The organism is Myroides fluvii (assembly GCF_009792295.1).
GTDB lineage: Bacteria > Bacteroidota > Bacteroidia > Flavobacteriales > Flavobacteriaceae > Flavobacterium > Flavobacterium fluvii_A.
In genome coordinates, this window is the sequence record NZ_CP039934.1 from 1,624,577 (window position 1) to 1,638,131 (window position 13,555).

The 13,555-nt window shown below is 38.0% G+C and carries 8 protein-coding genes and 2 tRNA genes; 2 read left to right on the forward strand and 8 right to left on the reverse strand.

Features of this window, described 5'->3' with window-relative positions:
* Nucleotides 1-3: 3 nt before the first annotated feature.
* The 5 genes from FBR08_RS07385 to FBR08_RS07405 form a co-directional block, all read right to left on the reverse strand.
* Complete coding sequence (locus FBR08_RS07385; protein ID WP_158962144.1) at nt 4-4,362, reverse strand: CusA/CzcA family heavy metal efflux RND transporter; 4,359 nt, start codon at nt 4,360-4,362, stop codon at nt 4-6.
* Nucleotides 4,363-4,581: 219 nt separating this feature from the next.
* Nucleotides 4,582-4,959 carry a hypothetical protein gene (locus FBR08_RS07390; RefSeq protein ID WP_158962145.1) on the reverse strand — a complete coding sequence of 126 codons (378 nt, stop codon included), beginning with the start codon at nt 4,957-4,959 and terminating at the stop codon, nt 4,582-4,584.
* A gap of 182 nt (nt 4,960-5,141) precedes the next feature.
* Nucleotides 5,142-5,522: a hypothetical protein gene (locus FBR08_RS07395; protein WP_158962146.1), complete on the reverse strand. Its 381-nt coding sequence runs from the start codon at nt 5,520-5,522 to the stop codon at nt 5,142-5,144.
* 144 nt (nt 5,523-5,666) lie between these two features.
* Nucleotides 5,667-6,710, reverse strand: a complete 1,044-nt coding sequence (gene thiL, locus FBR08_RS07400) for a thiamine-phosphate kinase (RefSeq protein ID WP_158962147.1) — start codon at nt 6,708-6,710, stop codon at nt 5,667-5,669.
* A gap of 143 nt (nt 6,711-6,853) precedes the next feature.
* Complete coding sequence (locus FBR08_RS07405) at nt 6,854-10,093, reverse strand: glycosyltransferase family 117 protein (RefSeq protein WP_158962148.1); 3,240 nt, start codon at nt 10,091-10,093, stop codon at nt 6,854-6,856.
* 177 nt (nt 10,094-10,270) lie between these two features.
* On the opposite strand from FBR08_RS07405, the gene FBR08_RS07410 reads away from it, so the two are divergent.
* Nucleotides 10,271-10,341: transfer RNA gene (locus FBR08_RS07410), tRNA-Gln, on the forward strand.
* 251 nt (nt 10,342-10,592) lie between these two features.
* Nucleotides 10,593-10,663, forward strand: a tRNA-Gln gene (locus FBR08_RS07415).
* A gap of 86 nt (nt 10,664-10,749) precedes the next feature.
* Here FBR08_RS07415 and FBR08_RS07420 read toward each other — a convergent pair.
* From FBR08_RS07420 to FBR08_RS07430, 3 genes are read right to left on the reverse strand one after another with little or no spacing between them, the layout of a single operon-like run.
* The gene (locus FBR08_RS07420) at nt 10,750-11,529 is read right to left on the reverse strand and encodes an enoyl-CoA hydratase/isomerase family protein (protein ID WP_158962149.1); all 780 of its coding nucleotides are present in this window, start codon (nt 11,527-11,529) and stop codon (nt 10,750-10,752) included.
* A 14-nt stretch (nt 11,530-11,543) separates the two neighbouring features.
* Complete coding sequence (locus tag FBR08_RS07425; RefSeq protein WP_158962150.1) at nt 11,544-13,016, reverse strand: sensor histidine kinase; 1,473 nt, start codon at nt 13,014-13,016, stop codon at nt 11,544-11,546.
* Entirely contained in the window at nt 13,009-13,554 is a 546-nt protein-coding gene (locus FBR08_RS07430) for a CopD family protein (protein WP_158962151.1), read from the reverse strand. The genes FBR08_RS07425 and FBR08_RS07430 overlap by 8 nt, the downstream gene beginning before the upstream one ends.
* Nucleotide 13,555: the final 1 nt, after the last annotated feature.

The window sequence follows — 13,555 nt, forward strand, 5'->3', positions numbered from 1 at the left end:
AGGCTAATTATTTGAAGTTAGATAATTGATTTGAATTAGGGTGTCATTATATGCTTTCAAGGCATCAAAGTAGTTACTTAACAGCTCTAGAGCCTGATTGGTTAGGAGCACATACTCAAGATAGTTAATCGCTCCATTGACGAATTGTAGTTCAGCTGTTTTCATGATGACAGCAGCACCTTTTGGCGCTTGTTGTTCATAACTTGTCAATATTTGTTGACTACTTGAGAGGTTTATCAACAATTGTTGATAACGATTGACCATCGTTTGTTTGGTCATCATTGCTTCGGCTTCCGCTACTTTTTCCGCTTCTTTGGAGGCGCGAATTCTTCCCTTTTGTCCAAAGTCAAAAAGAGGTAACGTCAGGCCAACTTGAAAGGCGTGAAAACGATCTTTTCGATCGTAATAGATCTCGTTAGCCGCCAATCCCATAAAACTACTGTTGTTGTAGGTCAATTGAAGTGTTGGCAAAAGTTTTGATCGCTCCAGTCGGGTCTGCGCTTGGGCTATTTCATGGTTTTGCTCTGCTATTTTTAGCTGTGGATTATGATCAAGGTCTTGTTCTAATCCTAGTAATTCCACTTTATTCCCTTCTAGAACAGGAACCAAATCCTCTTCGGTATTGAGTAAATACCTCAATTGTAATTGCGCCAAACTTTTCGCTTGTGCAATCTCAGCGAGTTGCATCTGGATTCTGATCAACTGATTTTTGGCCGTGGTCTGTTCCAATATTGTACTTTCCCCTTTTTGAAAGCGCAAGGTGGCTTTGTTGTAGAAGGAAGTGTACATGCTATCTGCTTGATGTAGTAGTTGTTCTTTTTCTTTCCAATAGAAGTAGTCGTAAAAGCTTTGGGTTACTTCTTTTTTGATTTCAATTGTTTTGAGTTCTAGGTCAAAAATGCTTTTCTGCCAAGTTTTTTGGTATACCTTTTTTTGTCTATTGTAAATGGTAGGAAAGGCAATATCCTGACTGACACTAAATTTATTATCGGTATAAGGGCCATTGATTTGACCGAATTCACCCGCTACGGTTGTTTGTGGAATGTCTGTTGCGGTATGGATAAAGGCTTTAGCAAAGTCCGAGCGCAATTGCTCGGTACGAATAGCGTGGTTGTTTGCCATGGCGCGATCAATTGCTTCATTCAAGGCAATTGGCGTTTGAGCGAAGGTGGAACCGCTAGTTGCCAACAACAAAGCTATGGTTGCCACGAGGGTGCTAACTTTTTTCTTTTTGAAGAAAGAGAAGTTCAGCTTTTGTTCGAAAGTGATATATAATAAAGGCAAAATAAATAAAGTTAAAAAAGTGGCGAGGATTAATCCTCCAATGACTACTGTCGCTAAAGGACGTTGTACTTCTGCTCCAGCGCCATTGCTCAGCGCCATGGGTAGGAATCCAAACGAAGCAACAGAGGCAGTCATTAATACAGGACGTAAGCGACTTTTCGCTCCTCGAACAACAACATAAACAATATTGGTAATTCCCGATTTTTGTAATCGGTTGAATTCGGCAATTAATACAATACCATTCAATACAGCAACACCAAATAAGGCAATAAAACCAACGCCTGCGCTGATGCTAAATGGCATGCCTCTTAAGGCAAGTAGAAAAACTCCTCCAATAATAGAAAGGGGAATAGCGGTGAAAATCATCAAGCATTCTTTGATGTCTCGGAAGGCAAAGAACAGCAAGACAAAGATTAGAACTAGGGCTAAGGGAACGGCAATTGCCAAACGTTCTTTGGCCTCATTTAAGTTTTCAAATTGACCGCCATAGGTAATGCGATACCCTGTTGGTAAAGTAATCTTAGCCTCTACTTTTTGTTGTAGTTCTTCAACGATACTCTGAACATCGCGTCCTTTGACATTGAATCCAACAAAAATACGACGTTGTGCGTTTTCACGTTGAATTTGATTCGGGCCTTCTTTGATGTCCACAGCAGCTAATTGACTCAATGGAATTTGTGTTCCTGACGGAGTAGGAATTAGAATATTTCGGATTTGTTGAATGTCTTTTTTACTGTTTTCATTCATACGCACCACAACGTCATATCGCTGTTCTCCTTCATAGACCATTCCTGCACTTTGCCCTGCCAAAGAAGTATTGACAATCGTATTGACCTCACTTATCGATAAGCGATGACGAGCAATTGCCGCACGGTCATACTCAATTAACAATTGTGGCATGCCAGTAATGGGCTCTACGTATAAATTCGCCGCTCCAGAAATGGTATTAATGATTTGTCCAATTTGATTGGCGGTTGTCGCTAAGGTGTCTAAGTTGTCTCCAAATACCTTAATTACAACATCTTGTCTAGCTCCAGTCATCAACTCATTGAATCGCATTTGCACAGGAAATTGAAAGCCAACGGTAATACCGGGAACTTCTTCTAGCGCATGCGTCATCTTCTCGGCTAATTCTGGAAAGGAAGAAGCAGAAGTCCACTCTTTTTTATCTTTGAGGATCACCATCATATCTCCGGCCTCCATCGGCATAGGGTCGGTGGGAACTTCACTGTTTCCAATTTTAGTGACTACCTTTTCTACTTCTGGAAATTGTGTAACCAAAATATGAACGGCCTTTTGTGTACTTTCTATGGTGGTGGTTAGATTACTTCCGTTTAATACTTTAGTGTCCACCGCAAAATCGCCTTCTTCTAAGGAGGGAATAAACTCTCCGCCTAAGGTAGATAGGATATAAATCGCACTGACAAATAATAGGGCAACGATGGTATAAATGGTTTTGGGAATTTCCAATACTTTGACTAAGGTATTTTGATAGATCTTTTCTAATTTAGCCATGAAACGATCGGAAAAATTAGGTTTTGTACTCACTTTTCTACTTAAGATTAGTGAACTCATCATCGGAACATAGGTCAAGGAAAGTAAAAAGGCACCCAATAAGGCAAAAGCTACGGTTTGAGCCATGGGTTTGAACATTTTCCCTTCAATTCCTTGTAAGGTCAGAATGGGAATATACACGATGAGGATAATAATCTGCCCAAATACCGCACTATTCATCATTTTGGAAGCCGATTGCACCACGGTTTGGTTCATTTCCTCTTGTTTGAGCATGACTTTCTCCTTGAATTTATTGTTGTGACTAAACTGATGGAGGACCGCTTCCACAATGATGACGGCTCCATCGATGATTAACCCAAAATCCAAAGCACCTAAACTCATTAGGTTTCCACTTACGCCAAATAAATTCATCATGGAGATGGCAAATAGCATGGCTAAAGGAATGATGGAGGCAACGAGTAATCCTGCACGGAAGTTCCCTAAAAATAAAACCAATACTAAAACGACAATTAAAGCCCCTTCTAATAAGTTGGTTTCTACTGTTCCAATGGCGTTGTTTACCATTTTGGTACGGTCTAGGAAAGGTTCGATTACCACGCCCTTAGGTAAGGATTTTTGGATTTCAGCTACACGTTCTTTTACATCTTGAATAACGTTGTTGCTATTTTCTCCTTTTAGCATCATCACAATACCACCCGCAACCTCTCCTTGGTCGTTGTAGGTCATGGCGCCATAACGTGTAGCATGTCCGATTTGTACTTTGGCAATATCGCGAATAAGGATGGGGAATTCACTGTTTTTTGAGGTTATCGCAATATTCTCAATATCTTCTATTGTTCCGATTAACCCTTCAGAACGAATGTATAAAACCGTAGGGCCCTTTTCGATATAGGCTCCTCCTGTATTTTCATTGTTTTGATTCAGGGCATCAAACACATCTTTGATTGTTAGTCCATTGGCATCTAGTTGGTTGGGATTGAGGGCAATTTCGAATTGTTTGAGTTTCCCTCCAAAACTACTCACTTCAGCAACCCCTTTTACAGCGATTAACTGACGGCGAACAATCCAATCTTGGATGGATCGCAATTCCGTGAGATCGAATTGTTTTTCATATCCGGGTTCTGGGCGAACAACATATTGATAGATTTCTCCTAATCCGGTAGAAATAGGTCCTAATTCTGGTTGTCCTACTTCTTTGGGAATATCGTTTTGCACTTGGAGTAAGCGTTCACCTACCTGTTGTCGGGCCCAATAGATATCCACATCTTCTTCAAACACAATGGTAATTAACGATAAGCCAAAGCGAGAAAAGCTTCGAATACTTTTCATCCCTGGAATATTACTATTGGCTTGTTCGATGGGAAAAGTAACTAAGCGCTCAATGTCTGTTGCACCATAGTTGGGGGCCACGGTAATGACCTGTACTTGGTTGTCTGTGATATCGGGTACAGCATCGATAGGTAATTTCGTCATTTGAAAAATACCAATACCGATTAGGCCAAGTACCATTAAGCCTATGATGAGTTTATTCTTTACAGAATATTCAATTATTTTGTTTAACATAATATAACTGTTATTCTCAAGAACAGGCATTAATCCACGGCAAAATGAAATACATACCACAAGTACTATTGCCTCATCTAACGGTGTGTTTGATGAGATAATACCTAGAGGTCATGTATAAATCGCGCACTATTGGATAAATACTGCTGTTGAGTTGATACATAAATACGATAAGAACCACGCGCTATTTTTACAGCACGAGGTAAGGGACTTGATGTATTAACAGTATTTCGGCGGTTGCCAAATAGAGGATAAGAAACTACTTTCAAAAACGGTATCGTGAAAACTTTCCACCGGGGTATTGTTGGTTGGAATTTTTATACGATCAATTTTTAACATAGCAGGAGGGGGAGTTGCAACTATATGAATAATAGGAGCATGAGAAACAAAAGGGAGCTTCTCGTCGGTAGGGTCACCATCCTCTTTATGATTGTTGTCATAGTGGATTTGTAAAAAACCCCAAATACTCAAATCGGGATTCAAACCTTTGTGCTCCACATAATGCTCTACAAGCAAAGGAAACTTCAACAACTGACCAAATTCGGTCGTTGAAATTAGAAACATAAGCATGAAAAATAGAGCTGCTTTTCTTTTCACAAGGCTTGTTTTGAGTTTGTTAGGTACAAAGTTAAGTAATCTTTCTCATTTGCGTCACGCAAGGTAATAATTTGTTTGCATTCAAAATAGAGTAGAGGCGCATTCTAATAAAAATCTAATAAATATTTAACGAAAAAAGCAGAACCAAAAGATTCTGCTTTTTATATAATGCCTGATTTATACTACATTTCTGTTGCAAGTGCCGCAGCTGTTGCCAATCCTAAAATTCCCAATAGGACAAACATAATAATGAAGCCTATGAGTGAAATAATTAAACCTGCTATAGCAAATCCTTTTGGTCTTCGGAACAATCCTACAATTGATAGAATTAAACCCACTAGCCAACATAACCATCCGACTAGTGGAACCCAAGAGATAACAATGGCAACAATAGATAAAATAAATCCAGTTAATCCGATGTTGTTCTTTTCTATGGGTTGCTGTAAAGGAGGAGGGAAATTTTGATAATTTGTGTTTGTAGTTGGTGCAATTGTTTCTTCTTGTTGCACAGCTATTTGTTCTGTTGGTTGTTCCTGATTTTCTTCTTGATAGTTCGTGCTCATATTATAGTGATTTTACCCAAATTTAAAACATTTTATCAAATAACTGCAAAAAATAGTTAATATATTATTTAATATGTGTTTTTAAGGTCAGTTTTGTTCGTAAACAAGAATAAAAAAACTGGCTGTAGGCCAGTTTTTTGAGCATTATTGTAGTGCATTCCAACCTTTTGCTTTGATTGGAATTTTAGTATTATCTCTCGTAATCAGGTGAATTCCTTCACTTTCTTGTGTCATATGACCAATTATGGTTAAGTTGGGATTTCCTTTGATTTTATCGTAATCCTCCATCTTAACCGTGAATAACAATTCGTAGTCTTCTCCACCATTGATAGCAATTGTTGTGGAATCAATATTGAATTCTTCACACGTACTGATAAACTGTGGATCAAGAGGAAGTTTTTCTTCAAATAAGTTACAACCCACTTTAGAGGACGTGCACAAATGCATAATCTCCGACGATAGACCATCAGAAACATCAATCATACTTGTAGGTTTTACATCAAGTTCAACTAATAATTGTTTGATATCTGTACGTGCTTCTGGTTTTAATTGTCTTTCGATGATGTAATCGTATATGGCAAGATCGGGCTGGCTATTTGGATTGACAAGATACACTTGCTTTTCGCGTTCTAATACTTGTAATCCCATATAGGCACCTCCAATATCACCTGTTACTACTAATAGGTCATTATCTTGTGCGTTACTTCTGTACACCAAATCCTCTTCTTTTGCTTTACCTAAAGCCGTTACACTGATGATTAATCCTTTTTGAGAAGAAGTCGTATCACCTCCAATTAAATCTACTTTATAGTAATTACAAGCTAAAGCAATTCCCTCATATAGCTCTTCTAAAGCTTCTAAAGGAAAGCGATTAGAAACAGCGATGGACACAGTAACCTGAGTTGGAACCGCATTCATGGCGCAAATATCAGAAAGATTGACCACAATAGCCTTGTAACCTAAGTGTTTCAATGGAGCATAAGCTAAGTCGAAATGCACACCCTCAATGAGTAAGTCGGTTGAAACAACGACCTTTTCCTCTGTAAAGTCCAAGACTGCTCCATCATCTCCAATTCCCTTTAGGGTAGAAGATTGTGTCATAGCGAAATCTTTGGTTAAGTGTTTGATTAAGCCAAACTCACCCAATTGCTCTAATTGTGTTTTACTTTGATTTTTATTTTCAATCATAATTGTGATTCCTTTTGAAGGGCAAAGGTAAGAAGAAAACTCAACCATGCCCTATAGGATTTGTTTTTTGCTGAGGTATAGTAGGACAAAAGCCTCTATTGATTAACAATAAAGGCTTTTGTTTGAATCTATATTATAGGAGGTTAAGCTTCGGGTTGTTGTTCTTCCTCTCCTCCTTGGTATTGTTTGAATAAATAGTTGAAATGGGTAAAATACGCGTTGAAATCGTTTTTAAACGAATTTACATAATTCGCTTGTTTGTCTTCTACATCGACAATAGCAACTAAATTTCTCCAGATTTCTAATTCGGATAAAATTTCATACGCATAATAGTTTTGCTCCTCTAAAGGAAGATTTTTGTAGTAAAACAATTTCTCCTCCGATTTTTGTGCTAACTGCTTGGCGTAATCTTGTGCTAATTTCGTTTCTCCAATTTTGTAGTAACATTCAACAAAAGGAATAACTAATTGATAATAACCATAATATTCAATCGGCATATTGGTCATGGCAATATCCAATATTTCTTTGGCTTTTGTCTTTTTCCCCTCTTCAATTAATTGTTCAGCTAAACGACTTAAGTTGATGCGGTAGCTCAAAGAGTTTCTACGTGTTTGTGGGTCGTGGTAAATTTTATCACTACCCATATTACCCCAATACCACGTTTTTACAGTTTCGTACATGCGATCTGAATCAATCATACCCAAATCGATTGGATGCGCATTTTGGCCTGATGTTTTGATCGGTACTAACTTGTAAATCAATCCCTGTAATTGCAAGTAGTCTTTCATCCAAACAAAGTCGTCATTGTTGAAACTACCTCCAGAGAAATAAATTGGTCGCTCCCAGTTGTTGTTTGCGATAATATCTAACATAATCAAGCGGTGCTTATAAATGGCTTGATCTGTAATATCGATTTCCAGAGAAGGCAATACTTGGTCTCTTAAGTATGGAGATACAATATTGTTTTTCGCAATAATAGCACTATCTACAGGTAGGCTAAACTTATTCGTAGGAATAAAGTGAAGTGTTGTACCCGCTTCTGTCATTCGCTTGGTTCTTTGATCATCTGAGCGCACAACATCTAACAATAGTGATAAATCAAAACGCTGCTCTGTTTTTGGATCAATAAGAATTGCATCGCGTTTATTCCCCACATATTGATCATGCGTAAATTTGATTGGCAATGGCTCAGAATCGTAAGCTTTAGCTTTCATCTGGTCGATGTACCAATCTTGTGTTAGTAAGCTGGTACAAACCACGCGAACATCCGTACGGTATCCCTCAATTTCTTGTAAATACCAAAGCGGGAAGGTGTCATTATCACCAATAGTAAAAATAATGGCATTCGGATCACAAGAATCTAAATAGGCTCGAGCATTCGCCAAAGCCGTATAGCGATTAGAGCGGTCGTGATCATCCCAGTTTTGTTGGGCTAATAATACAGGAGCGGCTAACGTACAAACGGTTAATACAATGGCGTTAGACAGTTTTGGAGAGAGGTATTTTTTCACTCCTTCATAGATGGAGTAAACACCAAATCCCAACCACATAGCAAAAATATAGAACGAAGGAACAACGGCGTAATCGCGTTCTCTAGGTTCAAATGGGCGTTCATTCAAGAATACTTTTAAGGCTAAACTCGTAAATAAGAATAGAACCAACAGCACCCAGAACATTTTCGGATCTTTACGGTAGTTAAATACAATTCCGATAATTCCCAAGATAAAAGGCAAGAAGAAATACGTGTTTCTACCTTTGTTATTCAATACTTCAGTAGGTAAATTGTCTTGAGATCCTAGGCGAATTTCATCTAAAAATTTTACACCACTCAACCAATTTCCATGTTCTAGATCCCCTTGTCCTTGAATGTCATCTTGACGTCCAACAAAGTTCCACATCAAATATCTCCAGTACATATACCCAAATTGATAGGTAAACATATACGACATATTATCAGAAAAAGAAGGTACTTCAATATCGAGTGCTTGACCATATTGACTAAAGAGATTGTCTAGTTCTTCCACGCCAAATTCACCACTGGCTAACTTTTGTTTTACCCCTCGCTCGAGGTAAATTAGTTGTTCATTATTGGTATACCCTGAAGCAATGTTGAAATTCAGGGGTTTAGAATAACGCATATAATTGATGCGGTGATTCTTATCGGTACTCCACATACGCGGTAAAAAGCCTTTGTGCTTTTCATCGAAGTTTTGTCCGGCGTTTTTCCACTCATTCACAACCACATATTTACCTGTTTGGTAATCTCTTTCGTAGTTGGGTTTTTCGTCTTTCCAAGGGTTGTTTTTATCTAAGCCAACATACGCTTTGGTAAAGTATGAATCGTAGTAAATGCTTTCATCTCCATACTGCTCACGTTGGTAGTAGGCTAACAATTCCGTCGCATCCGAAGGCGTATTTTCGTTAATTGTAACATTGGCATTTGCGCGAATTGGCAACATCAACCAAGCGGTTAATCCCACACAAACAAATACTAAAGTTAGAATTAATGTATTAAGGGTACCATATCCTTTTTTACGGGTGTAGTATAAGCCAAATACCGTAATTCCGATTAAGATAAGGAAAGCGAGGATGGTTCCACTGTTGAAGGGAAGTCCAAGTGTATTGATGGCAAAAATTTCCGTTTTTCCAAAGAAAGCTAAGAGCTTAGGAAAGAAAAAGGCAAATAAGAAGAATAGAGCAGCTACAGCTGCAATATTGCCAATGATGAAATTCTTAACGGTTACTTTTTCATATTTTTTGAAGAAGTACAACAACCCGATCGAAGGAATAGTTAACAAAGCCATGAGGTGAACTCCAAAGGAACATCCCGCTACAAGGCCAATTAACAACAACCAACGGTTTCCACGCGGTTGGTCCATATCATCTACCCATCTTAGTCCCAAATAGAGTAATAAGGCAGTCAGTACCATAGCAGAAGCATAAACTTCTGACTCAACGGCATTAAACCAAAAACTATCCGTAAAACTGAAGGCTAACGATCCGATAGCAGCACTACCTAAAACGGCAATAGCGTTAGAAGTGTTCCACTCCGATGTTTTGATCACCATCTTTTTTAAGATATTGGTCATCGACCAGAACATAAATAAGATGGTAAAGGCGCTAGAAAATACAGCTACCATATTCACTGCTAATGCAATATGTTGTGGTGAGATAGCGAAAAGAGAAAACAAAGCACCTAGCATTTGATAAAAAGGTGCTCCTGGTGGGTGCCCTACCTCAAGTTTTGCTGAAGTGGCAATGTATTCTCCTGGATCCCAGAAGCTAACGGTAGGTTCTACGGTTAAAGTGTAAGTGATTAATGCAACGAGGAAGCACAGCCATCCCCCAATTATATTCCACTTTTTGTAGTTGAATGTTAACATATAAGAAAATTCTTGGTATTTTTAATCAGTATATACAAAGAAAGTCTTTTTTTATTAGATATGGAGTAGATTAAAAAAAAAATAATTTTGCGTTTTGTTTTTGGATAATATAAAAAATGTATTACTTTTGCCTCCGCAATGCAGAAGTATAGGTGCTTTTGAGTAGCAAAGTGGTACTGGCCTATGGTGTAATGGTAACACAGCTGATTTTGGTTCAGTCGTTCTAGGTTCGAGTCCTAGTAGGCCAACAAGAGCTCCTTGATTTTTCAAGGAGCTTTTTTTTTGGGAAATGGACGATGAGTCGATCCCTTTCTGTTCTCATTCTCTCAAAATAAATATGTTAAATTTATTTTGCTTTCGATTGATTATTAATGAATTGTAGTGAGAGTCGAACTTGAGGAGGTATTATTCTTTTGATAATCTTTGGTAAATACAGAAATAATGTTACTTTTGCATCCGCAATACAGAAGTAATTTACTTTTGAGTAGCAAAGTGGTACTGGCCTATGGTGTAATGGTAACACAGCTGATTTTGGTTCAGTCGTTCTAGGTTCGAGTCCTAGTAGGCCAACAAAAAGCTCCTTGAATTTCAAGGAGCTTTTTTTATGACCTTGTGTGTAAACAAAAAAGGTTGGAATGTCAATTCCAACCTTTTTTTTATCCTTTAAAATTCGGCTTTCTCTTTTCTAAGAAAGCAGTAGTACCTTCTGTGAAGTCAGTAGTATTGAAGCATTCTCCAAAGTGCTTAATCTCTTCGTGGTATCCATTGGTACCATCTTTGAAGTTCGCATTGATTGATTTGATTGCTTTGGAAATGGCAGAAGATGAATTATGTGATATTTTTTGTGCAATTGCCTTTGTAAAAGTCAATAATTCCGCTTGTTCTACCACGTGATTGACTAATCCATAATCTAAGGCCTTTTCGGCGTTGATCATGTCTGCAGTCATAATTAGTTCCATCGCGCGTCCTTTGCCTATTAATTGCGGTAAACGCTGTGTTCCTCCATAACCAGGAATTAAGCCTAAGGTTACTTCCGGCAATCCCATTTTAGCGTTGGCAGAAGCAACTCTAAAGTGGCAAGCCATAGCCAATTCTAATCCCCCTCCTAAAGCAAATCCATTGACTGCCGCAATAATGGGTTTTGAATAGTTTTGGGCGTAATCAAATAGTAATTCTTGTCCTTTAGCAGCTAATTGCGATCCTTCGCTTACGTTGAAGTTCGAAAATTCTTTAATATCTGCACCCGCAACAAATGCTTTCTCTCCACTTCCTGTGATAATTACAACGCGAACTTCTTTGTCTTCCTCTAGTTGAATTAAAGCGCGGTGTAATTCCTCAATCGTCGGTTTGTTGAGGGCATTTAACTTCGTGGGTCTGTTAATCGTGATGACCGATATATGATCATCTGTTTCAATTAAAATATTTTCATATTCCATATTTCTCAAATTTTTTATTTGGTCAGCGGTAAAGTTACAGTAAAAGTAGTTCCCTTACCAGCTTGCGTTTCAAAAGTAATGGTTCCTTTGTAGTTTTCGACAATGTTTTTAATAATCCCCAGGCCAAGTCCCATTCCACTTGATTTGGTGGTAAATTTCGGTTCGAATATTTTGGTCTTATCCGCTATGGTAACTCCTGTTCCATTATCCGTCACTGAGATGATGATGTTTTCATCATTTTGATAGGCTTTAACGATAACAATTGGACTCGGATTGCTATCGGGAATTGCCTGAATTGCATTTTTTACTAAGTTAGTAATAATACGGATAAGTTGTGTTTGATCAATTACAGCGATGATTTCCTCTTCTTCATGCTCAAAGTAAATGAAATCTTCTGTAAAGATATCCAACGATATGCGAATGGTTTTAATGACGTTTAGGGTTTCGTTTTGCTGTGCAGGCATAGAGGCAAAACTTGAAAAAGCTGTTGCTACACTAGACATGGTGTCGATTTGTCCAATAAGTACTGCCGAGTAGTCTTTGAGTTTGTTGCCAATATCGGGATCCGTTGGATCAAATTTTCGCTCAAAACTTTGCACGGTTAGTCGCATAGGTGTTAAGGGGTTTTTGATCTCATGTGCCACTTGTTTCGCCATTTCTCTCCAAGCTTGTTCGCGCTCATTTTGCGCTAATTGCTGATAGGTTTCGTCTAGCTTCTCAACCATGTCATTATAGGCATTGATTAAGTTTGAAATTTCTTTGCTAGTGGAAATGTCTTCGATTTTTTCGTTTTTCTGACCTAGTTTTGTACTAGTCATCTTGATGCTCAATTTATTCAAGCTCTGAGTGATGTAATTGGACAGAAAGTAGGAAATGGCAATGGACATGATTAGCATAATAATGTAAACCTGACCAAATTTATACATAAAGTTACGCACCTCACTTTCGTAAAATTCCGTTTCTTCAGCATAGGGAATTTTTATGATGCCTAGTGGTTTGAATTTTTGATCCTTGAGATAGCGATATGCGGTTCGAATACGTGTGTTGTCTACTTCTTCTACATCGACGAAGCGCTTGTTCGGCGAGGATTTGATGGTTTTTAAGATGATAATGGGAATATTGGATTGCAAGCCGTCTATGGAGAAACTTCCTTTAGAGGAAAGCAATAATTTGCCATTAAGGTCGTGGATGTGTAATTCGGTATTGTGAATAGAGGCGAGCTCGTGTATTTTGTCCTTAAAAATAAGTGGAAGGTTTTCGGTATTCAATTCATACGGAGTAGTGGTCAAAATATAATTGATGTTCTCTGTAATAGAGCCTTCCTTTCGCTCTAATCTGTATTGGTGATAGGTGCGTGCCTCCTCTTTAAATTGATACACAGATACTGCGGATATCAATATAGAGGATATGATACTTAGAAAAATTAAAGAAAAAAATATTCTATTCTGAAGGGAGAAACTTTTTAAAAAAACGTGTCTTTCATTCATTTTCTTTGCGTTGACGAACTTGCTTATAAAGCTTAATACCTAGCATTAGTAATATAGCCAAGCCCAATAGTCCGACTACACCAAATATCCAGTTGAAAGCATTCTTTAAAAATACTAAAAAAACAACAGAGAATAAAATAATTGTTGCTCCTTCGTTCCATATTCGGAAAAAGGAAGAAGTTTTGGTTAAAGTATTGCGATTAATTTGTTTGACAAATTGATGACACTTCAAGTGATAAGCGATTAAAAGGACGACAAATAGCAATTTTACATGCATCCAAGGCTGCTGTAATAGATAGGGATTAACGATAAAAAGCGAAAGGCCAAAAACAAGGGTCAGGATAGCTGCAGGCCAAGTAATGATGTTCCACAGTCGATTGGTCATCACGCGGTATTGTTTCTTTAAGATATCTTGTTCCAATTGTGGTTTTTCGTTCGCTTCAACGTAATAAACGAAGAGGCGAACGATATAAAATAGACCAGCAAACCAACATACTACAAAAATTACATGTAGTGCTTTTAAATATAAATAGGCCATA

Excerpts from the sequence above, each read along its gene's own strand:
- thiL (WP_158962147.1), bottom strand. The coding sequence starts at position 6,710 with ATGATTGAAAATAAAAATCAAAGTAAAACACAATTAGAGCAATTGGGT.
- FBR08_RS07385 (WP_158962144.1), bottom strand. The coding sequence starts at position 4,362 with ATGTTAAACAAAATAATTGAATATTCTGTAAAGAATAAACTCATCATA.
- FBR08_RS07395 (WP_158962146.1), bottom strand. The coding sequence starts at position 5,522 with ATGAGCACGAACTATCAAGAAGAAAATCAGGAACAACCAACAGAACAA.
- FBR08_RS07425 (WP_158962150.1), bottom strand. The coding sequence starts at position 13,016 with ATGAATGAAAGACACGTTTTTTTAAAAAGTTTCTCCCTTCAGAATAGA.
- FBR08_RS07405 (WP_158962148.1), bottom strand. The coding sequence starts at position 10,093 with ATGTTAACATTCAACTACAAAAAGTGGAATATAATTGGGGGATGGCTG.
- FBR08_RS07420 (WP_158962149.1), bottom strand. The coding sequence starts at position 11,529 with ATGGAATATGAAAATATTTTAATTGAAACAGATGATCATATATCGGTC.
- FBR08_RS07430 (WP_158962151.1), bottom strand. The coding sequence starts at position 13,554 with ATGGCCTATTTATATTTAAAAGCACTACATGTAATTTTTGTAGTATGT.